The organism is Pseudoalteromonas sp. 13-15 (assembly GCF_001468205.2).
GTDB lineage: Bacteria > Pseudomonadota > Gammaproteobacteria > Enterobacterales > Alteromonadaceae > Pseudoalteromonas > Pseudoalteromonas marina.
The window spans coordinates 591,001-614,392 of sequence record NZ_CP019162.1; the positions used below are offsets into that span (position 1 = coordinate 591,001).

The 23,392-nt window shown below is 37.1% G+C and carries 14 protein-coding genes; 7 read left to right on the forward strand and 7 right to left on the reverse strand.

The features are described 5' to 3' along the window. On the reverse strand, positions 1–1,017 hold the full coding sequence (locus ATS72_RS02815; protein WP_058428782.1) for a glycosyltransferase family 4 protein: 1,017 nt from the start codon (positions 1,015–1,017) through the stop codon (positions 1–3). 21 nt (positions 1,018–1,038) lie between these two features. On the opposite strand from ATS72_RS02815, the gene ATS72_RS02820 reads away from it, so the two are divergent. After that, on the forward strand, positions 1,039–1,371 hold the full coding sequence (locus ATS72_RS02820) for an Hpt domain-containing protein (RefSeq protein ID WP_058428783.1): 333 nt from the start codon (positions 1,039–1,041) through the stop codon (positions 1,369–1,371). On the opposite strand, the gene ATS72_RS02825 is transcribed toward ATS72_RS02820, so the two are convergent. Then, on the reverse strand, positions 1,368–2,240 hold the full coding sequence (locus ATS72_RS02825) for a gluconeogenesis factor YvcK family protein (RefSeq protein WP_058428784.1): 873 nt from the start codon (positions 2,238–2,240) through the stop codon (positions 1,368–1,370). The two genes, ATS72_RS02820 and ATS72_RS02825, sit on opposite strands and share 4 nt — an antisense overlap. Positions 2,241–2,416: 176 nt before the next feature. Between ATS72_RS02825 and ATS72_RS02830 the strand changes: the two genes are divergently transcribed. Both ATS72_RS02830 and ATS72_RS02835 read left to right on the forward strand, forming a co-directional pair. Then, the gene (locus ATS72_RS02830) at positions 2,417–4,432 is read left to right on the forward strand and encodes a response regulator (protein ID WP_235591544.1); all 2,016 of its coding nucleotides are present in this window, start codon (positions 2,417–2,419) and stop codon (positions 4,430–4,432) included. Positions 4,433–4,582: 150 nt separating this feature from the next. Further along, positions 4,583–5,395, forward strand: coding sequence for a ThuA domain-containing protein (locus ATS72_RS02835; RefSeq protein ID WP_058429168.1), 813 nt, complete (start codon positions 4,583–4,585; stop codon positions 5,393–5,395). A gap of 473 nt (positions 5,396–5,868) precedes the next feature. On the opposite strand, the gene xylA is transcribed toward ATS72_RS02835, so the two are convergent. Both xylA and xylB read right to left on the reverse strand, forming a co-directional pair. Then, positions 5,869–7,188, reverse strand: a complete 1,320-nt coding sequence (xylA, locus tag ATS72_RS02840) for a xylose isomerase (RefSeq protein WP_058428786.1) — start codon at positions 7,186–7,188, stop codon at positions 5,869–5,871. Between the two features lie 30 nt (positions 7,189–7,218). Further along, on the reverse strand, positions 7,219–8,676 hold the full coding sequence (xylB, locus tag ATS72_RS02845; protein WP_058429169.1) for a xylulokinase: 1,458 nt from the start codon (positions 8,674–8,676) through the stop codon (positions 7,219–7,221). Positions 8,677–9,140: 464 nt separating this feature from the next. Between xylB and ATS72_RS02850 the strand changes: the two genes are divergently transcribed. After that, entirely contained in the window at positions 9,141–10,181 is a 1,041-nt protein-coding gene (locus ATS72_RS02850; protein ID WP_058428787.1) for a LacI family DNA-binding transcriptional regulator, read from the forward strand. A 166-nt stretch (positions 10,182–10,347) separates the two neighbouring features. Here ATS72_RS02850 and ATS72_RS02855 read toward each other — a convergent pair whose 3' ends face one another. Continuing rightward, positions 10,348–11,790 carry a sugar porter family MFS transporter gene (locus tag ATS72_RS02855; RefSeq protein WP_058428788.1) on the reverse strand — a complete coding sequence of 481 codons (1,443 nt, stop codon included), beginning with the start codon at positions 11,788–11,790 and terminating at the stop codon, positions 10,348–10,350. Positions 11,791–11,817: 27 nt separating this feature from the next. Continuing rightward, positions 11,818–14,430, reverse strand: coding sequence for a glycoside hydrolase family 3 C-terminal domain-containing protein (locus tag ATS72_RS02860; protein WP_058428789.1), 2,613 nt, complete (start codon positions 14,428–14,430; stop codon positions 11,818–11,820). A 416-nt stretch (positions 14,431–14,846) separates the two neighbouring features. Between ATS72_RS02860 and ATS72_RS02865 the strand changes: the two genes are divergently transcribed. Further along, complete coding sequence (locus ATS72_RS02865) at positions 14,847–17,852, forward strand: TonB-dependent receptor (RefSeq protein WP_058428790.1); 3,006 nt, start codon at positions 14,847–14,849, stop codon at positions 17,850–17,852. 64 nt (positions 17,853–17,916) lie between these two features. Continuing rightward, entirely contained in the window at positions 17,917–19,422 is a 1,506-nt protein-coding gene (locus ATS72_RS02870) for a tryptophan halogenase family protein (protein ID WP_058428791.1), read from the forward strand. 10 nt (positions 19,423–19,432) lie between these two features. On the opposite strand, the gene ATS72_RS02875 is transcribed toward ATS72_RS02870, so the two are convergent. Next, on the reverse strand, positions 19,433–20,614 hold the full coding sequence (locus tag ATS72_RS02875) for a helix-turn-helix domain-containing protein (RefSeq protein WP_058428792.1): 1,182 nt from the start codon (positions 20,612–20,614) through the stop codon (positions 19,433–19,435). 217 nt (positions 20,615–20,831) lie between these two features. Here ATS72_RS02875 and ATS72_RS02880 point away from each other — a divergent pair, with 217 nt between their 5' ends. Then, entirely contained in the window at positions 20,832–23,345 is a 2,514-nt protein-coding gene (locus tag ATS72_RS02880) for a glycoside hydrolase family 3 protein (protein WP_058428793.1), read from the forward strand. Positions 23,346–23,392: the final 47 nt, after the last annotated feature.

Consider the following 23,392-nt stretch of genomic DNA (forward strand, 5'->3'; position numbering starts at 1 on the left):
TTATGTACCTGTGTAAGCTTTTTGCAAGAGCAAAAATTGTTGTTTTCCCGAAAATCGCTCCTCAAGGATGTTATACGCGTTATTGATAATGTTTTTAGTCTGTTCTTCAGGAAGTAAAAGCAGCTTTTCGACCTGATATTGGCAGTGCTGTGCATTAGCTTCTAACATTAAAAAACCTGTTTCATCGTGTTTGATAATACTAGGAATTGCACCAACAGCACTGCTAATTATAAACTTTTGCTCAGAAATAGCCTCAAGCAATGCCATGGGAAGTCCTTCTTCCCTAGAGCAAATGAGCAACACATCAATTTTGCTCCATATATCATTACGTTCAACAAGGCCATGATACTGAAGATTGTGTAAGTTCGGTACCTCACCTTTTAATGGGCCATCTCCAAAAATATGAAACTTAATGTCTAAATCTTGCTGCATGTTTTCAGCTAATCTACAAAATATATCCGGTCCTTTTTCAAAAGATAGTCGCCCCACAAAACCAATATTTAAGGTTTTATTATCACACCGATTAAAGTGACTGTTAGAAGAGTTTATTGCGATGAAGTTTTCGAGCAAAGTGGCGTTTTTTAATGATGCTTTTATTTGCTCTGATACGGCAAAATTGGTCGATAATGGAGAAAGTAATTTATCTAGCTTATTGTAAATTTTTAACTTACCGGTACCCGCTTCGCCAGCATGATAGGTACTAATACAGCGATGCTTTGTTACTTTACATGCTAAACGGCCAAATATTCCTGCTTTGTAGCCGTGGGTGTGAACAACCGTTTTTGAGTCAAACGTTTTTAACTTTTTAAGTAAGCTGCTTAAGTTTCCTTTTAAAAATTCATACCTTATATTTTCTTTATTAAGCAGAGCATAAAATGCTTGATTTTTATGATCCTCATAAAACATAATGTTATTGCTAATGCGGTTTTGAGTAAGAAGCTTTGAAAGTTCAACGAGGTGTGTTTCTATACCACCGAGCATCGAAGAGTCGACAAATAAAACAACGTTGTAATCCATAACTGACCCCAAAAGATATATATGATTAATTACTCAACAATTGAACAGCTCAAAAGTGATGTAGGCAACGAGTTAGCAGTAGAGCTGCTAAAAACGTTTATAAACGAATCTAAAAAAACAATTGATATTTTGATCAATACACAAAACCTCAGTGAAATTGAAATTAGCGCGCATAGTCTTAAAAGCAGCGCGTACAGTTTTGGCGCTTCGGGTCTTGGAGACACGTGTAATTCAATCGAGTCCATTGTAAAAATTGAGCATAGCGCTGAGGATCTCAACAGTTTGTTAAAAATAGCTGATGAGCAAAGCGCAGAGACGTTTAAACAGCTAGAATCCATTATCCAAAATATTTAAAAATGATTACTCAATTGAATGGGCATTTTTAGTAATCCAGAAAACACATTGTTTAGCTCATCTATGTCATGCAAATGAGCCCTGTTCTTAATGATGTTTTTGCTGCCCTGTAATATTTCTTCAATTGCAGAAGGCGGAATGCTCAAGTCGTACAACTTAAATCCTAGTTGCTCTGTAAGCCAATCCACACCAGCGGTTTGGGTGTTTTTCATTACGCTTTTTTCTTCTTTTGAGTTTTCAATAAAAATACGACACGCCGATGTTTTTTGAATAGCTGCCGCTATATCATTAACTAAAAATGCGGGTAAAATACTTGTGATAATGCTGCCTGGGCCAATAATAATTAAGTCGGCTTCTAAAATGGCGTTTACACAGCCGGGACCTGCAGGAACATTTTTTGATAGTGATACACTTTTAGGTAAAGAAGTCAGTGAATCAATTTCACATTCGCCCATTACTTTTTCATTGTTATTTAATTCAGCAACAAGGTCAGTGGGTACTTCTGTCATGGGTAATACGGTTTCTGTATTGCCAAGCATAATATTAAAATGCGCAATGGCTTTGGTTGCAGATCCGGTCAGCTCCATTAAACCAAGTAGTGTTAAATTACCTAAACAATGATCAGCAAGTTGTCCTTGTGTAAATCTATGTTCGTAAATTGCGTTGAACGTAGATTTTTTACCTGCAAGCTGCAAACAGCAACGGCGTATATCTCCAAGCGCAATGGTTTCTTGTGAAGCTCTAATTTTACCTGTGCTACCACCATTGTCTGTGGTTGCGACAATGGCGGTTATATTACTACTCATTGGCTTAATTGCGCTTAAAACCTGAGCTAATCCGTGTCCGCCACCAATACACACTATTTTCATTTTTGAGCCTTTGAATTTTTATTTATTTCACATGTAAACTGCATTTATTATTCCAAAAGTTTTATAACAATTAACATGATGATTTATATTGTTTTTTAATCTATATTTAATTGAGCAAGGCCCATTTAAAATTTCCCTTTTGCAAAACGCGATGCATATTGATGAGGAAAATGAGTGTGAATAAAACAGAACATCTGTGTGTATCTGAATTACAAAAACATTTAATAGATTTAGCTAATTGTGAGTACGGCGCTGATTTGTTGAATCTGTTGAGATCGGTATTTGAGTCAAGGCTTAAATATACTGACTGTATAATCATCAATAGGTACAAATATAGGTATTACGAGACAATAGCGACCACTAATGACCAGTTTAGTAATAAAATGTGGTCTGAGTGTTCTTTGTTTACGCAAACAGCTGAGCACGGTTATGTTATATGCCAATACCCTCAACAAATTGAAGAGCTCGAATTTTCGATTTTATATTCAATTCAAACATTAAAACTAAAAAATTCTTTATTGTTTAGTGTGAACACACAATTCGATAAAGGCATATTTATTTTTACAAATGTAGATGCACAGCAGTGCGAACAACTTGTTAATTCAGACACAATAAAAATATTGTTGCAGCAGGCGTTTTTTACGTTAATAAGTCAAATTAAGTTAGCTAAACAAACGAACAAAGCTTTATCGCTTATACATAAATTTACGACACTCTCTAGCCTATTTAAAGAGTATGGGTCAGAGTGGTTTTGGCGATTAAACCCGCTAATGGTATTTGAAAGTATTAATAATATTGAAACCATAGGGAATGTGTACGATCAGCTTTTTATTGGTCATAAAATTGAACACATCATTACAGATAATGAAAAGCAAAATACAGAAAAATGGCAGCAATTTAACCTGCTAATTGATGACCGTAACGATTTTCATAATTTTGAATTTGAGATTGAAGCCGATAAAAATTTTTGGGTCATATTAAGCGGTAAACCTCTTTATAATAAGTTAGGACACTTTTTGGGTTACATGGGGCTTGCAAAAAATATTACTATTTCTAAACAGCGCGAGTTTGAACTTCAGGCACAAACCTTAAAGGCAGAAGAAGCAAGCCAAACAAAATCTAAATTTTTGAGTGTGATGTCTCATGAAATTAGAACACCTATTCATGCCGTTATGGGTATGATTGAGTTACTACTTGATACAGAGCTTAGCCCCGAGCAACAGCAACTTGTTAATTATGCTAACTCTAGCACTGAGATCTTATATGGTCTAATAACTGATGTGCTCGATTTTTCAAAAATCGAATCAGGCACGGTTTCATGTCTAAAAAAACCATTTGATATAAAGCTACTAACTGAAAATATAGTAGGTCAGTTTAATATTATTGAAAAGTCAGATGATATTCTTTTTACAACGCACATCGATGAAAGCATCCCACAATACGTTGTTGGAGATCAGTACCGATTAGGACAAGTATTATTTAACATAATGAGTAACGCGTTTAAGTACACAACACATGGTCAAATAAATTTAAATGTAGTTTTACAAAATGAGCAGCTCGTTTTTGAAGTGAAAGACTCGGGTATTGGTATAGCTAAAAAGCATTTAGATTTAATTTTTAAGCCATTTAGCCAAGTGAATGACAGCATAAACCGCAAAAGTGAAGGGGTTGGTTTAGGGTTAAGTATTTCAAAAAATTTATTGGGCATAATGGGAGGAGAAATAACAGTAGATACCCAGCTTGGCTTAGGTAGTACGTTTACTATTTCTATTCCATTTGAAGAGGCCCACACAAGCGATATTGTTGATAATGTAATTTATACACAATCGGCACTGGCTATTTTAGTCGCTGAGGATAACAAAACAAATCAAGTCCTTATTAAGGCGTATTTAGAAAAGCTAAATCATAAAGTTACGCTTGCTAATCATGGGCGTGAAGCGATTGACTTATTTTCGCGTAAAAAGTTTGATTTAGTATTAATGGATATCATGATGCCTGAAATGGATGGTTTAACAGCAGCAGAATATATAAGAGATGAATTAGTCAGCGATGTACCAATTTACGCATTAACCGCTAATGCAGAAAAAGATAATAAAGCATCCTGTTTTAAGGTGGGAATGAATAAGGTGCTTACTAAACCAATTAAATTTCAAGAACTAGAAGCTGCTTTAAAAGGGGTCTTTCCACGTTGAAATAACGTAATTGATGTGTAGACACTATAAAAAATAGAACTTAGGATAAGTTAAATTTTATAGTTTAAGATGATTTGTATTTTTAGCTTTAGCCCAACCCACTATTTAATTATTAACTTGCTGTTTGCTAATAAATTTATAAGGAATATTATGTTTTTTGCCTTTTTCAGAGTTTTTATTTCAGCCCTTGTTATACCAGTTATACTCCTCTTAACTGCAACCAAAAGCTATGGGGTAGGATTTGAAACGTTGCCTAAAAAACAATTTAATGTCCTTTTATTCACCAAAAACGAAGGGTGGCATCATAAGTCTAAAACTAACGCCGTTAAAGCAATTGAAGGTTTAGCTAACAAACATCATTTTAATTTAGTTTGGCACGAAGAAAGTCATTATTTTAATGACAAATATTTAGCTAATGTTGATGTCGTGATATTTTTACTAACCACGGGAGATATTTTAAACACTCAAGAGCAAAAAGCATTTGAGCAATTTATAAAATCTGGAAAGGGGTTTGTTGGAGTTCATAGTGCGTCTGATACTGAGTACGATTGGCCGTGGTATCAAAGGTTAGTAGGGCGCTCTTTTAGTATTCACCCAGTTATTCAAACTGCAGTTTTAAGTAAAGTGGCCAATACTAGCTTTATTGGTTTAAATCATATGCCACAGCAAATGTTATGGACTGACGAATGGTACGAATTTGGTCCAGAACTGAGTAAATTAAACTATTTACTAACGGTAGATGAGCAAAGTTATAATCCACATGTTGACTGGGGCAATAATAAAATAGGTAAAGGTATGGGGGCGTTTCATCCAATTTCGTGGTACCAAAACTATGACGGTGGCCGCTCATTTTATACGGCTCTTGGGCATACAAGCGCGGTTTATAACAGTGAGTTTTTGACCGAACATATTTTTGGTGGCATATACTGGGCTGCAACGGGGAAAGGCTTAAATAAGAAGTAATTAACTCACGTTTGAAAGTTTGATGAGCTTCTTGGGCAGTTTATCCTTACAGCAGTTTGATTATTGCTTTAGTTTGGTGAAGTTAAATGTGTATGCGGTTTTTATTTATTAGCTTATAAACATTAAACGATGATTTATGCTCTCACTCAATGCTTTGCTGCCGCCTGATAACGTACATATCTGTTCATGGGCTATTTTCAGTATTTTATAACCAAAGCTCCTTGTTTAAATCTAAAGTAATCTATAGCAAAAACCTCAACGTTACTGTGTGTATTTTGGTGATTTTGCAATTGTGCATTTATAATAACGTAATTTTTTAGATTATATGAACAACCAAAATTTAATTTTTATCAACAAGTTAGGGTTTTTAGCGGCTGAAAAACGCACGTCTCAATAACTATTGTGAACATTTCTGATCTGTGTGGTTGGTTCTTAATAAAGTTTGCCTCGGTTTTAAAACCGAGGCTATGTCATTATAGGTAACGGTTAACAATATTCTCAAGCAGTTCTTGGCGTCCTGATACCTGCTCTGGGTTTATATTTTGTCCATGTACTAAGGCTGAAAGGCTCTCAAGTGATTGCTCACCATTTAGAATGCTTCGACCTAGCTCTTCTTTCCAGCCAGCGTAACGTTTTTCAACAAAGTCAGACAGCTCGCCACTTTCAATCATTGCTGCTGCATTGAGTAATGCTTTAGCCATTGTATCCATACCGCCAATGTGACCAATGAATAAGTCATCGCGTTCACACGATTGACGACGAAGCTTAGTATCAAAGTTAAAGCCACCTGTTGTAAAACCGCCGTTTTTTAAAATTTCATACATGATGAGTGTGCATTCGGCTACATCGTTAGGGAATTGGTCTGTATCCCATCCGTTTTGCATGTCGCCACGGTTAGCATCAATACTACCCATAATACCTTCTGCACAAGCAACCGCAATTTCGTGATGAAAGCTATGACCCGCAAGTGTTGCGTGGTTCGCTTCAATGTTTACTTTAATTTCGTTTTGTAAGCCATGCTTATGTAAAAAGCCTGCCACTGTTGCTGTATCGTAATCGTACTGGTGTTTAGTTGGCTCTTGTGGTTTTGGCTCAATTAATAATGTGCCTTTAAAGCCAATTTTTTTCTTATGCTCTATCACCATTTTTAAAAAGCGTGCGTACTGTTCGCTTTCTTGTGCAAGGTCTGTATTTAGTAGTGTATCGTAACCTTCACGGCCGCCCCAAAGTACGTAGTTTTCACCGCCTAAACGATGTGTAATTTCCATTGCATGTTTAACTTGCGCTGCTGCATATGCATACGTATTAGGATTAGGGTTTGTTGCACCACCTGCACAAAAACGTTTGTTTGAGAATAAGTTAGCAGTACCCCACAGTAATTTTACACCTGTACGCTGCATTTCTTTTTCGATAATGTTTGCTATGTGCGTTACGTTATCGTGACTTTCTTGAAGTGTTTTACCTTCAGGGGCAATATCAACATCATGAAAACAAAAGTAAGGAACGCCTAGCTTTTCGAAAAACTCAAAAGCTACTTTTACTTTTTGTTCCGCAAGTTCTAATTGGTTGCCGACAGGTTGGATCCAAGGACGGTCGAATGTACCTTCACCAAAAATATCAAACCCTGTAGAACAAAAGTTATGCCAGTAACACGCTGCAAAACGAAGGTGCTCTTTCATTGTTTTACCAAGAACGACTTTATTTTCGTCGTAGTAACGAAATGCAAATGGGTTTTTAGAGTTTTCACCCTCAAATTTAATTTTTTCTACGTTTTTAAAAAATTGCTCACTCATGATGTGCTCCATTAATTTTATAATCGTGTATTAAAAGTGTTTTTTTAGACTTTGGTAAAGTGCTTTGTATGCGCTGTATTGCTGTGCGTAAAAGTCTTGCATGATTGGATCTGGATCAATTGTCTGCGTTACTTTGCCGTTAACACACACTTGTTGTGCAGAGAGTTGTGTTACTGCTATTCGGGCAAGTCTTGCAGCGCCAAATGCGGGACCAACTTCTGAGCCTTCTCGGTAAATAAGGGGACGATTAAGTACACTTGCGATGATTTTCCCCCAGAGCGGACTTTTAGCGCCACCACCAATGACGGTTACATCGTCAATTTGCGCACCAGCATCAAGCAGTACTTGTTGTCCATCGGCAAAGGCAAAAGCAACGCCCTCCAGTACTGCACGGCCAAGGGCTGCTGCATCGGTATCACTGTCTAAACCAAAAAACACGCCTTTGGCATCGGGGTTATTGTGCGGTGTACGTTCGCCAGTTAAATAGGGTAAAAATATCACTGAACTTGGTTTGCTAAAGTCGCATTTACTCACTTGTTCAAGAAGTGCGCCTTCGTTTTCAAAACCGGTTAATTGAGTAACCCAGTTTAAACAGCTTGCTGCGCTTAACACCACTGACATTTGGTGCCAGGTGTTTTCAATACAATGACAAAAAGTATGTACTGCACCTTCAGGGTTAGGCAGGTATTTTTCGTTAGCAACAAAGTAAACGCCCGACGTGCCTAACGATAAAAATGCTTGTTTAGGTTTTACTACGCCAACACCGGCAGCGCCTGCGGCATTATCGCCACCCCCTGCAACAACGGGGACTTGCTCCATTCCCCATTTTTCAGCAACTTGGGCTGTTAATTTGCCTGTAATCTGTGTGCCTTCATATAGGGTAGGCATGTGTTGCTCTGTTAAGTCGCAAGCACTAAGCATTTTTTGAGACCAGGCTCTTTTTTCTACGTCTAGCCACAGTGTGCCTGCTGAGTCAGACATATCTGATGCAAAATCACCGGTCATTAAAAAGCGTAGGTAGTCTTTTGGTAATAATACTTTGGCTACTTTTACAAAGTTTTCTGGCTCAAACTCTTTTAGCCATACCAATTTAGGGGCAGTGAAACCCGGCATTGCTATGTTGCCGGTAATATTACGAGAATTAGGTTCGCGTTTCTCAAGCTTCACACATTGCGCTGCGCTGCGCCCGTCGTTCCATAAAATGGCGGGGCGAATAATATTATTGTTTTTATCAAGCAGCGTAGCGCCATGCATTTGCCCAGAAAGGCCTACTGCCTTTACCGATTTTAGTAATGCAGGGTGAGTATTTTTAAGCTCCTCGATTGCACTACATGTAGCAAGCCACCAATCGGTAGGGTTTTGCTCAGAAAAAAGTGGTGCAGGGCGTGAAATGCTCAAAGCTCCATTTGCTTGAGCAAGCAATTGGTCTTGCTCGTCTAAAATAATTACTTTTACACCTGAAGTGCCTAAATCGATACCAAGGAACATAAATGTTGCACTTAAATGTTGTCTTAATGTTAGCGCTAACATAATTGATTTGATATTGTTAAGTCAAGCTAGTTTTTAAACTATGCTTTATAATCAATACTTAAATTTGTTGCATAGTTAGTGATGCATTTTAGAAGTCAAAAATAAATTAAGAGAATAAATTTTAAATTATTGGCTAAAGATGATCTAAATTTATTGTATTTTATAGCGAGAGCTAAACGCCATTAATTTATTCAAAATTATATGTAATATGCTGTTCGGGTTTATTTTTAAGTGTGTTAATGAAAAGATATTTGTATTTTCACGGCCTTTGTTAGCGCTAATATCTGATATTATTATTTTGATTCTGTATTAATAGTAATTATTTAAAAAACAATGCAAACAATATTAGACTTTCCCATTATGTATAATAAAAAATTAAAGTTAATTTTAATAATCGATTGGTTGTGAGTAGGTAATAAGAAATGGCCGACCTTAAAAGAGCAAGAATACAAGATGTAGCCGAAAAGGCGGGCGTATCAATGATGACGGTTTCGCGCGTGCTCAACCAAGACAACAAGGTAAGCGACAAAACCCGCGAAAAAGTAATGGCGGTTGTTGAGCAATTAAACTACAGACCTAATGTGTCAGCTAGGCGCCTAGCTAGTACTAAGTCATTCTTTTTAGGACTGCTGTACGATAACCCAAGTGACTCTTACATAAGCCAGTTTTTATTGGCTGCGCTTAAAAAATGCCGCGCATTGGGCTACCACCTTGTTGTTGACGAAGCGCATAGCGATATTGACAAAACAATTGAATCGGTAAAGCAACTTATTGATGTTACACAGGTTGATGGCATGATTTTACTGCCTCCTATGTGCGACAACGAACAGGTTTTAGATGTGCTTACAAAAGCACAAGTACCATTTGTAAGAATAACGCCAGATACAAAATTAAATCGCTCCCCTTATATATGCATGGACGATTATCAAGCGGCGTTTGATGTTACAGAGCATTTAATAAATCAAGGGCATAGCAAAATTGCACATATTATTGGCGACACTAAACAAGGTGTAAGCCGTTTGCGTTACCAAGGTTATTTAGATGCACTGCGCTCTAATAAAATAATAACGCCTCCTGAGTATATAGAGCAGGGCAGTTTTACTTATCAATCGGGTATGGAAGCGGCAATGAATTTACTTTCGCTTGATGATAAACCTACAGCTATTTTTGCTGCAAACGATGATATGGCAGCAGGCGTGATCCCAATAGCTCAAAAACAAGGCATTAATATTCCAAGCGAACTGTCGGTTGTTGGTTTTGATGACACGCAACTTGCAACCATAGTGTGGCCAAATATTTCTACGGTAAAACAGCCCATTAATGAAATGGCTGAGCTTGCGATTACTTTACTTGCATCGGGTCAGTATAACGATTTAAGCAATGTAAAAAGCGTAGACTTAAGGCATATTTTAGATTTTGAATTAATAGAAAGAGAATCAAGCTCAGCCAATAAAAACAACTAAACAAGCGATTATTTAGTGTTATGTAGACGATTTAGAAAATTTGCTTAAAGTTCGTATCTATACTTTTTTATGAGGTTCAATCAAAAAGAAGGCAATGCGTCTAATCAATTAACAGAATAGACGCAAAGGGTTGTAGTTCTAAGTTAAATAATTCATGACGGTAAAATTATACGTTTTCTAGTTTCGTTCCTTTGGTTTCAGTTACTAAATAAATAACAAAAAGTACTGATATAAAAGCAAAAAAAGCATAGAGCGAATACGCAAGTGCAAGCCCTCCGCCAGCTAGCAGTATCGGAAAGGTCATGGTGACTAAAAAGTTAGCGAGCCATTGAGCAAGTCCTGCAACCCCTAAGCCTAATCCCCTTATGTTATTTGGAAATATCTCGCCGAGCATTACCCACATTACTGGACCCCATGAAAGATTAAAAAAGAATACATATAAGTTGGCCTGTACAAGTGCGGTAAAACCCCAGTCGCCAAGTTGTAATTGTCCTTGAGGGTCTATAGTGCCGTTAGAAAATGCAACAACTAAACCGACAAGTGAGAAGGTCATGCCTATTGATCCAATTAGTAAAAATGGCTTTCTGCCTATTTTATCTATAAGCGATAAGGTAATGAAACAGGCTACCAAGCTGATTACGCCACTAATAATATTGATAAAAAGCGCATCTGATTCTGAAAAGCCAACTGCTTGCCAGAGTACTGCTCCGTAATAAAACACCACATTAATACCGACTAGTTGCTGTAGTATGGCAAGCCCAATTGAAATATAAACTACAGGTTTTAGGCTAAAAGTACCTGCCTGAAATAAGTTAGTTATTTTTGTTTTTTCGCTGTTACCTAATGACTGCCTAATTTCTTCCCACATTGACTTGGCGTTTTTAGCACCAAATAACTGTGATAAAGTTTTTAAGCCTGCTTGTTGTTTGTTTTTCATTGCTAAAAAACGCGGGCTTTCTGGAATAAAAAGTAAAGTGACTAAGAACATAGTTGCAGGAACTAGCTCTATCCAAAACATCCATCGCCACGTATCAAAGCCAAACCAAAGTACGTCGGTGGAGTTACCAGATATTTGTACTAATGAATAGTTACTTAAAAAAGAGAAAAATAGTCCTAGAATAATAGCAATTTGCTGAATAGAAGTAAGCGTGCCACGTAAACGTGCTGGGGCAATTTCGCTTATATAAGCAGGTGTTATTATAGAGGCTGCACCTACTGCTAACCCACCAATTAAGCGATAAATTATAAACTCTCCCGACGCCCCTGCAATGCCTGAACCCCATGCACTGATAATAAAAAGAACAGCGGTCGCAAGTAATACCTTTTTACGACCAAAATGGTCGGCACTCTTACCTGCTATTAATGCACCAATAGCACAGCCTAAAAGCATACTTGCTACATTAAATCCTGTTACTACATTGTCTGAGTTAAAAGCACCTATAAGCCCATCAACTGTGCCATTAATTACACCGCTATCAAAGCCAAATAAAAAACCACCAATCGCAGCTACGCACGCAATAAAAAATATACGTAGCAAATTCTCATTTTCATTATTTGCTAATTTAATAGATGCACCACTGAGTGTGGGATCTGTTGCTGTATTTTCCATTTTATATTTCCTAAATTTTTATTATTTTTATAGAACAATGTTAGTCACTGTAAATTTATCCTTTGGTATTTTAATACCCTGTCCAGAGCCTACTGTTATAATTAAGCGTCCTTTGTAGGCAACGTCAATGCCTTGCTCATTAATATAAGAGAGTTTATTTTTAGGAATAGTAAATTTAATATCGTTTTTCGATTCGTTTTTTAGGGTAATGTGTTTAAAGCCCACTAATTGCTTATTTGGTGTTTTTACCGGTGCATCAGGCATAGAGATATAAACTTGAACAACATCGTCAGCTGAAAAACTGCTTTGGTTGGCAATTGTTGTTGTTAGGTTTAAGTCTCCTGAGTCTGCGTTTATTGAATAACGTGTGTTTTTGTATTTAAAATCAGCATAACTTAAGCCAAAACCAAACGGGTAAAGTACCTCACCTTCATAGTACTTATAGGTACGGTTTTTCATTGAATAATCTTTGAAATCAGGTAGATCAGATACAGACTTGTAAAATGTAATGGGCAATTTACCTGATGGGCTATAGTCGCCGTAAAGTAGGTTTACTAGCGCACTTCCGGCCGCTTCACCTGGATAGAAACCTTGGATAATTGCGTCAATATTTTCGTTTTCCCAATTTAATGCCATTGCACTACCGCTCATATTTACAAGTACGATAGGTTTTCCTGTCTGCTTTAGCTTTTTGAGTAAATTAAGTTGGCTTTTAGGTAAATTAATATTGGTGCGATCACCATGAGAGAACCCGTCTATTTGCAGTGGCATTTCTTCACCTTCAAGATTAGCACTAATGCCTCCTACAAATACAATTACATCCGCTTCATTAGCATTACTGAGTGCTTGTTGTGTAAGCCCTTGAGGGTTTTTCAACCAAGTAAGACTCGCCGTTGGATTAATAACGTTACTATGCCAATAGTGGTTAAATTTAGATTCAGCGTTTAGCTCGTAACTTTGATTTTTTTCAAGTGTTATAGCGCCATTAACGCTCTGGCCATTAAGTGTGAAATCAACGTTGTTTGATTTAAAATGATACTCAGCAGTTTCTTGGGGTTTAATGATTCCTGTCCATTTTACAGCAAATTCTTGTTCTATAGAGTTGTCAATAGGAGAGCGCTCCCAGCTAAAATCTAGGTTTTTTTCTATTTGACGCTTTACAGGTTGGCGGTCAAAATTACTTGAAGGATAGTATTGTGCAATTAATCCTGGTTGCATTTGATTATTATGATCTAGATGAAAAAAATGCTTTGCTTCAATAGGCTGGTAATGTGTATAAACTTCACCGGTAATACTTGAGCCTGCAGTATACGTAAGTTTATTTTTGCCTAAACGTTGTTCAAGTGCTAGTTTAGGTGTTATTGGAACTATTGGCATGCCATTGTAGTTGCCTAACAAAATAGCTTCGTTATCAGCATTTGGACCTATAAGGGCTATTTTTTCATTTCCCTTTAATGGTAATACTTGCTCATTTTTTAAAAGTACTAAAGATTTTTGAGCTGCTTCTTGTGTTAAAGCTAAATGCTTATTAGAGCCTACAATATCTATAGTAGTGTCTGAATATGGTACATTTTCGGGGTTATCAAACATGCCAAGTTTAAAACGGGCATACATCAACCGTTTTAAGGCTTTATCAACATCTTTTTCCTCTACTAAACCTTCTTTTACTGCTTGCGATAAGTAACTGTATGTATTGCCATGATGGTCGCCGCAATTTAAGTCAGTACCGGTTTTAAGCGCCATTGCAGCTGCTTTAGCCTCAGTATTTACGATGTTATGTGACTTTACATCGTAAAAATCTGCAATAGCACCACAGTCCGATACAATATAGCCATCAAAATTAAATTCATCCCTTAGTTTATTTTGGATAAGCTCATTGTTTCCACAAGCCGGCGTGCCATTTACGCTATTGTAAGCACACATTACAGATGCAACTTTTGTTTGTGCAATGACATCTTTGAATGCAGGGAGGTAGGTTTCAGCTAAGTCTTTCTCGGATGCTGTATAGTCGTCGCTATGCCTTGAAACTTCTGGGCCGCTATGTACAGCATAATGCTTAAGTGTTGCAACTGATTTTAAATATTCAGCATTGTCGCCTTGCAAACCATTTATAAAATTAACTGCAATTCGCGTTGTTAAGTATGGATCTTCACCGTAAGTTTCTTGTCCGCGTCCCCATCGTGGATCTCTAAATATATTAATATTTGGCGACCAATAGGTAAGGCCTGTGTACATAGAACGGTTATTTTCTTCTAAAAAAGCATGATGTTTAGCTCTGCCTTCATCAGAAATTGCGGTACCAACTCTTAACATCAAGTCTTCATCAAATGTAGCAGCAAGACCAATTGCTTGCGGGAAAACTGTTGCTTTCCCCGCTCTTGCAACACCATGCAGCGCCTCGTTCCACCAATTGTACTCTGGTATGTTTAAGCGCTCAATTGCTGGGGATTTATCAAATAGTTGAGCAACTTTCTCCTCTAATGTAAGCCTTGTTACTAAATCGTTTACGCGCTCATCAATAGAGGCTGATTCGTTTAAATACAGTGGAGGGGTCTGTATTGATTGTTCATCTTTAGCGCAGCCTACTAATACAGCAAATGCTGTAAGTACAAAAAGACTTTTTATATTTTTATTAACCATTGTTATCAACTCTTTATTTGTGTGTGATAAAAATAAATTAACAAAGGAAATTATTAACGTCGTCTAAGTGTAAGTTAAATATGAATTTGAACGTATAGATACACGTATTAACGTAAATTTATACATCTCTTAAAGATAAAAATAGTTAATTTTGTTAATATATTGTTTATTTTAAGTTTTATTTTATAAGTTATTGATTCTCATGGTTAATATATCAATGTGACAGTATTTAAACTCAGCGTCATGTTCAAATAAAAACTAATTTTGGCGTTCAAATAGATGTATTTGTGGTTAGTTAGGCGATTTTACCCGCTATTTATCTGATTCTAGCTTTGCATGATAACCACACACACTAAAAGGGTTGAAATTTAAAAAATACGATCAGTACTTTTTGAACTTCAATGAGGGAAATTAGAATGATAAAAAAACAGAACAGTACATTTAAGCTGTCCGTAATTGCATCTGCGATTATTGCAACGTCTTTATCCGGCAACCTATATGCAGCTCAAGAAGATGACAAAAAAAAACAACAAGACGAAGATATTGAAGTAGTAATAGTTCAAGGAACACGTTCAAATTTAATCAATGCACAGAATATGAAACGTGAAGCTGAAACCGTTCTTGATGCTATATCTGCAAAAGATATTGGGTCTCTACCGGATAGAAGCGTCCTTGAGGCAATAACCCGTTTACCGGGTGTTTCTATTGAACGATTTGCTGCTGCAAACGATCCTGATCACTACGGCGTTGAGGGAAGCGGTGTTGTTGTTAGGGGATTAACGCACACACGAAGCGAGTTTAACGGTCGTGATACGTTTACTGCCGATTCAGGGCGAGGGTTAAGTTTCCAGGATGTTCCACCTGAATTAATGGGCTCTGTTGAGCTGTTTAAAAATCAGTCGGCAGATATGATAGAGGGCGGCATTGCAGGCACGGTGAATCTAGTGACGCGAAAACCTTTTGATGCAGAAGGGCGTGTAGTTGCTTTTACACTAGATGCTAGTTACAGCGAATTTGCAGACGAAACAACGCCGTCATTTTCTGGCTTATACAGCGATATATTTGATTTAGACTCTGGCAGGCTCGGCGTACTTGTCAATTACTCGAACTCAGAGTTAAAAGCTCAATCAGACGGTGCACAAATAGGCCGGTACGAGCCACAAAATGAACTGGTTAATGGGCAGGCAGTGTTTGTTCCGCGAACAACACGTTTAACCAGAAAAGAAGATGATAGAAAAAGGGAAGGTTTTGCCGGTGCGCTCCAGTTTGAAAACGAAAGCAGAACGTTACTAGCAACAGCTCAATTTATACGTTCTGATTCGTCATTAGCATGGACTGAGCATGCGATTGAAATGGCAGATGATGCTGTAATCAACGATTTAGTTGCTCTTGAAGGAACCGAATTTGAAGTAACAGAACAAGGTTTGTTTGAGTCAGGTTTTATCACATCTAACGCAGGTTGGCGCGGAAATGATGCAGAGCGTCAACCATCTGGCGAGTTTGGTGCTCAGCATGCCATGGTTACCCGCTTTAGAGATCAAGATAATTTAGTTGACGATTATGGCTTTAATCTCAAATATCGACCAAACGATACATGGTCGTTTAATTTTGATGCCCAATATGTTGAATCCACTTCTGAAATTTTTGACTTTTCAATCATGGGAGCAACAAGAGCTGTAGTAGGCATAGAACAAAATGGTAATAATTTACCAGATATCACATTGCTAGATCCGGCTAATAATGACGACGCTGGTTTTTTTACTGACCCAAATAATTATTTTTGGCGCAGTGCTATGGATCATATCTCTGATAATGAAGGTGACGAAGTCGCTTTTGCAGCTGACACACAATATACATTTGATAGTGGCTTTTTTACCAGTGTTAAAGTAGGCGCTCGTTATGCTAAACGCGACCAAACAACACGCCAGTCTACTTATAATTGGGGGTGGTTATCAGAAGCATGGGCAGGTAATGGTAATGCATGGTTTGATGCCGAAGGTGATGAGCTTGGTGCAAGCTTAAACAATAGCTATGAGCAAATTACATTTGATAATTTTGCAAGAGGTGGTGTGCTAAACGTAGCATCTGAAGGTGCCTTTTTGTTTCCTAGCGAATCTTTAGTTAAAGATTACGCTAATGCTGAATCAGCGTTTGCATCTTTGTCGCCAAATTGGCAGCGTTTATCAAGCCGCGGTGACACAATAGGTAACTTTTTAAATAACGAGATTAATGAAACCTCTGAAGTTAATAATGCTTTTTACATCAAGGGTAATTTTGAGGGTGAATTAGGCAGCATGTTTTACAGCGGTAATGTAGGACTTCGTTATGTAAAAATTAAAAATGAAACTGATGGTTTTTTAACATTTCCAGATACAGTGGGTGACGTTAACGACCCATCAGACCCAGATAACTTTTTACCCCCTGAACAAGCCGCCTTTGGTAATGCAGGATTTACAGAACAAACAGCAAGCAGTGAATATACTAATATTTTGCCAAGCTTAAACGTTAAACTTAATTTAAAAGACGATTTAATTTTGCGTTTTGGTTTTTCAGAAGCCATTGCATTACCTGATTTAGGAAACTTAAGAAACTTTGTAAGCATAACACCGGAAGATTTGGTGATTACTTATGATGAAAGCTCAAGTGATAGACAAATTACAGACGCTCGTTATTCTCGTTATACGGCAAATTCAGGCAATCCATTCTTAAAACCAATGGAGTCGTATAACTACGACTTAGCGCTTGAATGGTATTTTTCTGAGGGAGTGGGGTCACTTACAACATCATTTTTCTATAAAGACATGAGTAACTACTTTATTAATGGTTCAGTGGATAGAGAATTTACTAATAATGGCGCAACACAGGTAGTACAAGTAAACGGTGCTACCAATGGTGATGAAGGTTCTGTGCAAGGGTTTGAACTGGCTTACCAGCAGTTTTACGACTTTTTACCTGGTGCCTTTAGTGGCATTGGTATGCAATTTAACTATACCTATATCGAGGAAGAAGGATCGCCAAATGCAGGGCTATCGCCAGATAAACCTGACTCAACAGAAGGCGATAATGTGGCATTTGAAGGATTACCTCTTGAAGGGCTTTCTAAGGATAATATCAATTTAGTCGCTATGTATGAAAAGTACGGTGTTAATGCGCGTTTGGCATACAATTGGCGTTCTGAATATTTATTAACAAGTAAAGACGTTATTACGCAGCTTCCCATTTATAATGAAGCTGGCGGTCAACTTGATGGTTCTGTATTTTATAACATTACTGACTCGTTTCAATTAGGTCTGCAAGCCACTAACCTAACTAACGAGGTTGCTCGAACTTCAATGCAAATAGACAATGATGGCAATCGAGCTTCTCGCTCCTGGTTCGCGAATGAGCGTAGGTTTAGCATTATTTTTAAAGGTAATTTTTAACCCTCTTAATAAAAGCACGCGTTATTTTTTATTTCGCGTGCTTTGCTTTTTTTAGGTAAACATTATGAATGATGCAAATAATATAAAATCGATTGTTATTGTAGGTGGTGGTTCAGCAGGTTGGATGACCGCCTCTGCGTTAGCGAAGGTAATTGGCTGCGATAATTGTCAAATCACTTTAGTGGAGTCTGCAGACATAGGTACTGTATCTGTAGGTGAAGCTACAATTCCACAAATTCAATTATTTAATACCATACTTGATATAGATGAATCTGAGTTTATACGTTTTACTAATGCGACGTTTAAATTAGGTATAGAATTTATAGATTGGAAAGAAAAAGGACACCGTTATTTTCACCCATTTGGAAGTTATGGCACTAATATGGAGGCACTGCCTTTTCATCACTTTTGGTTGAAAATGCAAAATGATCCTGAATTTTCCGACTTATCTAGCTACTCACTTGCATCGGTTGGTGCGTATGCAAATAAATTTATGCATCCGTCAACTCAGCAAAACAGCGCGTTAGCAGGTATTAATTATGCTTATCATTTTGACGCAACACTTTATGCTAAATTTTTAAGAAATTATGCCACAAGCAGAGGAGTGTGTCGTATTGAGGGTAAGGTTGACGAGGTAAACCTAAACCCAGTTTCAGGGGAAATTGAATCGTTAGTTCTTAATGATAATACGGTATTAGATGGTGATTTATTTATCGATTGCTCTGGTTTCAAGGGCTTATTAATTGAGCAGGCTCTGAAAACTGGCTACGAGGATTGGACTCATTTATTACCGTGTAATAAAGCGATTGCAATGCCGTGTTTATCAAAAAAGGCACTTAACCCTTATACTCAGTCTACAGCACAAAGTGCAGGTTGGACGTGGCGAATACCACTGCAAAACCGAGTAGGTAATGGGTATGTATATTCAAGTGAATTTATGAGCGATGATAAAGCACACGCTTTACTTTTAAATACAATTGAATCTGAAGCTTTAGCAGATATTAACCAGCTGCAATGGGTAACGGGTATGCGCAAAAAGAGTTGGAATAAAAACTGTATCGCTATTGGTTTATCAGCAGGTTTTGTAGAACCGTTAGAATCAACTGGTCTGCATTTGATTCAATCGGCGATAGCAAAATTAATGACATTATTCCCTAGTAAAGATTTTACACAGTGTGATATTGATTTATTTAATCAGCAAACTGAGACGGAATATCATCGTATACGTGATTTTATTATTTTACATTATAAACTAACAAATAGAGAAGACAGTGAGTTTTGGCGTTATTGCAAAAACATAGAAATGCCTGATTCTTTGAAGCAAAAAATAGAGATGTTTAGTGAAAATGGTCGTATTTTTAGACATGATAATGAGCTGTTTAACGAAACATCTTGGCTTGCAGTTATGCACGGTCAAGGAATTAAACCTAAAAGCTATCATCCATTGGTTGATAGGCTAACCCAAGATGAAATAAAGCGTAGGCTCAAAAATATAGAGTCGGTTATTAGCCGCTCTGCTGATGTTATGCCTGATCATGAGGCGTATATTTTAAAAAACTACATGCGCTAGCTTTAGGGATTTAACTCGAATTTTTGTTTTGGCTTTCCCAATATTCTTTTCTAAATTGAGTGGGGGTTACGCCCACTAGTTTTTTAAAAAATGTATTGAAAGTTGCTTTGCTGTTAAATCCTGCTTTATCCATAATGTCTAACATGGTCACTGTTTTATTTTCCTCTAAAAGTAACAGCCGTTTACTTTCTTCAACTCTGTAATAATTTATAAACTCAAAAAAGTTTTTACCAAAGTGCCTATTAATTATAGATGACAAGTTTCTTGATCCCATACTTAACTGACTTGCTAGGTTATCAAGTGTGAGTAAATGGTTTAAATAAGGCTTATTTTGTAGCAAATAGCTTTCGATCTTTTGTATTTTTTCGGGTTCAAACGAATCTGGTGCTTTATGCTGTTCAGCTGTTAGTTCATCGTCAATACCCTGAAATATTCTTGAATTACCAGCACTAAAGTAGATTAAACTTGTGATTAATAAAAGAATTGCATAATTAGCTGTAAGCCCAAGTAATTCATGGTCTACTAGAATACCTATCTCGTAAGACATAATAATACCCAAAGAGACAAATATTGAATTTAGGTGTACTACTAAAAAACCAATGACAAGGAATTTAAGCCAAGTTAGGTCGACACTCTCAAGCTCTGCAAACTCATTTTTAATGTTTTTTTGGTATTTTTGTAACTCTAAAAAACATAAAACGCTAATTGAAAATCGAAAGCACTCCCGAAAAAAATAAATAGCTCGGTCAATAAATGCTGTGGTTTCAATTGTGTCATTTTTAAGTACATCTAGTTTGATGCTATTTTCTATCATAAGCCAATCAACAGTGAAATAAGCGGCATAAAAAATGAACGGTATGAATAATAGCGAATCGCGTTTTTTTAGCTGATAGTTTTTGTTAACTAACGATTTGATATAAAGCAGAAGCAAAGGCACTTCTAACCAAAAAGCTAATCCAAATGTGTAAAATAGATTGGGTGATAAACTTAACGCAAACGCTCGAAATGCCTCACCAAAGTTAATAAGGTTATCCGTAGGAATTGCAGCTTGAGTTAATAAAAAGCAAGCAAGTAAATAGTTACTAAGTTTATTACCCTTTTTTAATGTTACTAAAAATACACTAAATGATAAGCATATAAAAATGGTAAAAATTAAAGCGAGATCGTGAGTGTTAAAAAGTACTTCTTTCACAATTTAATACACCTTTATTAAAATTTTTGTTTGGTACACGTGTGTTCTCATTGTCGTTGTATGTTATCTAATAATCTCTAATATTTAAAATAGCCGGGCGTTCAAATAGAGTAAATTGCGTGCATTTATACGCTTAAAACCTCTATTTGAACGACATTATGCCGCATTTGTAATAAAACTGTTTGCCACACTAACAAAGTATCAGGTTATTAGATTAATGAAATTAACTTATTCTTCATTTTTACTTGGCTCTTTTATGAGCTTTGCGTCTGTTAACACAGTTGCTAAAAACGATATAACACTTTGGCCTACTCTTGAACCAGCAATAAAAAAAAATGCAGAGTTGGAAACACGTATTACTCATTTAATAAGCCAAATGTCACTAGAACAAAAAGTGGGTCAAATGGTACAAGCAGAAATAACCTGGGTAACGCCTCAAGATGTAAAAAAATATCATTTAGGATCGGTTTTGAATGGTGGTGGAACATTTTTACACAATAACCGTAATGCGAGTGTATCTGATTGGGTGTCTTTTATGGACGAGCTTTATTTAGCCTCAATGGATACATCACAAGGCGGTTTAGCTATTCCCGTTACATATGGCATTGATGCAGTACACGGCAATAACAAATTTATTGGTGCTACTTTATATCCACATAACATTGGTTTAGGTGCAACACGTAACCCAGATTTAATTTATAAAATTGGAGAAGCCACAGCGAAAGAAGTTTTACTTGCAGGTATAGACTGGACATTTGCCCCAACACTTGCCGTTGCAAGGGATGATCGATGGGGGAGAACCTACGAAAGTTATTCTGAAGACCCTGAAATAGTTGCCAGCTATGCTAAAGAGATGATTGAAGGCCTTCAGGGGAAAGTAAACACAGCTAACTTTTTAGATGACGATCATATTTACTCTACCGCAAAGCATTGGGTTGGTGACGGAGGCACTTATCAGGGTATTGACCAAGGTGACAACCAAGAAAGTGAAAGTGATTTAATTAAAAATCATGCGGCGGCATATTTGCCAGCTCTTAAAGCAGGTGTGCAAAGTATAATGGGCTCTCATAATATGTGGAATGGCTTGCGCTTACACGGCAGCAAATATCTCCTTACTGATGTTTTGAAAACGCGACTTGGTTTTGATGGTTTTATAGTGGGTGATTGGAATTCGCACAGTAAAATACCCGGATGTAGCAATGATAGCTGTCCGCAGGCTGTTAATGCCGGACTAGACATGTTTATGGTTGTAGAAGATTGGAGGGCTTTTATAGGTAATACAGTAGAGCAGGTTAAAGATGGAATTATCCCTGTTGAACGTATAGACGATGCAGTTAGGCGTATTTTACGCGTTAAAATACGTTCGGGGCTATTCGATAAAGGGCTTCCATCAACACGTAAATATGCTAACCAAAAACAATTATTAGGTGCTCCTGAGCACAAAGCAATTGCTAGGCAAGCAGTTAGAGAATCGTTAGTGTTGTTGAAAAATAATAATAACCTTTTACCACTTAACCCAAATAGTAAGGTATTAATTGCGGGTGATGGTGCTGAAAATATGAGTAAGCAAACGGGTGGTTGGACAATTAACTGGACAGGCGAAGGTAATGTTAAATCTGATTTTCCAGGGGGAACGTCAATTTTTGATGGTATAAAGCAAGCGGTAAACAAAGCGGGCGGCAATGCAGTGCTAAGCCCTGATGGTAGTTTTGATGTAAAACCAGATGTTGCCATTGTTGTGTTTGGTGAAAATCCGTATGCAGAGTGGATTGGCGATCTAAAATCAATTGCTTATCAGGCTCATTCTCACCGTGACGCCAAATTAATCGAGTCATTGAAATCACAAGGTATAAAAGTTGTATCGGTGTTTTTATCGGGCAGACCTTTATGGGTAAACAGAGAAATCAATGCATCAGATTCGTTTGTAGCAGCTTGGCTACCTGGTAGTGAAGGTGTTGGTGTAGCTGATGTTTTGTTTAAAGATAATGATGGCAATATTCAATTTGATTTTAAAGGTAAGCTTTCCTTTTCATGGCCTAAATATGCATCACAAGTTGTATTAAATCGTTACGATGAAAACTATGATCCACTTTTTGCATATGGATTTGGGTTAACCTATAAAGATAATGTGATACTTAATAAATTAAGTACAAAGAATGACTTTATTTTTGAAACACCTGTCAACACCCCTTATCAAATAATGCAAGGAAGAGCGAAAGGGGACTGGAATTATCAATTGCAGTCGGGTGGACAAACAAAAGACATCCACACGCCATCAGGAAATATTAAAGGCTTAACGATGATTGAAGCCGATAAAAATATTCAAGGTGATGCAAAAGAATTTACGTGGAGTGGTGCTAATAATGCTTCTGTACTGATTAGCTCATCCTGGTACCGAGAAGATCTATCTCAATATTTGATCAATAAAAGCGCGCTAACGTTTGATGTGAGAGTCGAAACCCCTCCTAGAAATGAACTTTATGTTCAAATGGGATGCGCAAAAGGTAAATGCGCAGAGCTGAATATTTCGCCCATGCTAAAAGAGTTTAAATTGAACACCTGGAATACCGTTTCTATAGATTTATTATGCTTTGCTAAAAGTGGAGTGGAGTTTGAACGCTCGAGTGCCCCCTTTGTGTTAACAAGCGAAGGCGCAGCTAAAATACGAATTGCTAATGTTCAATTTGAACCCAATGCGCAAAAAATGGCCACTTTAAAGTGCAGTGAATAATAAACAAGAGCACTTATTATAACTTAATAGCAAGTGCTCTATTTTTT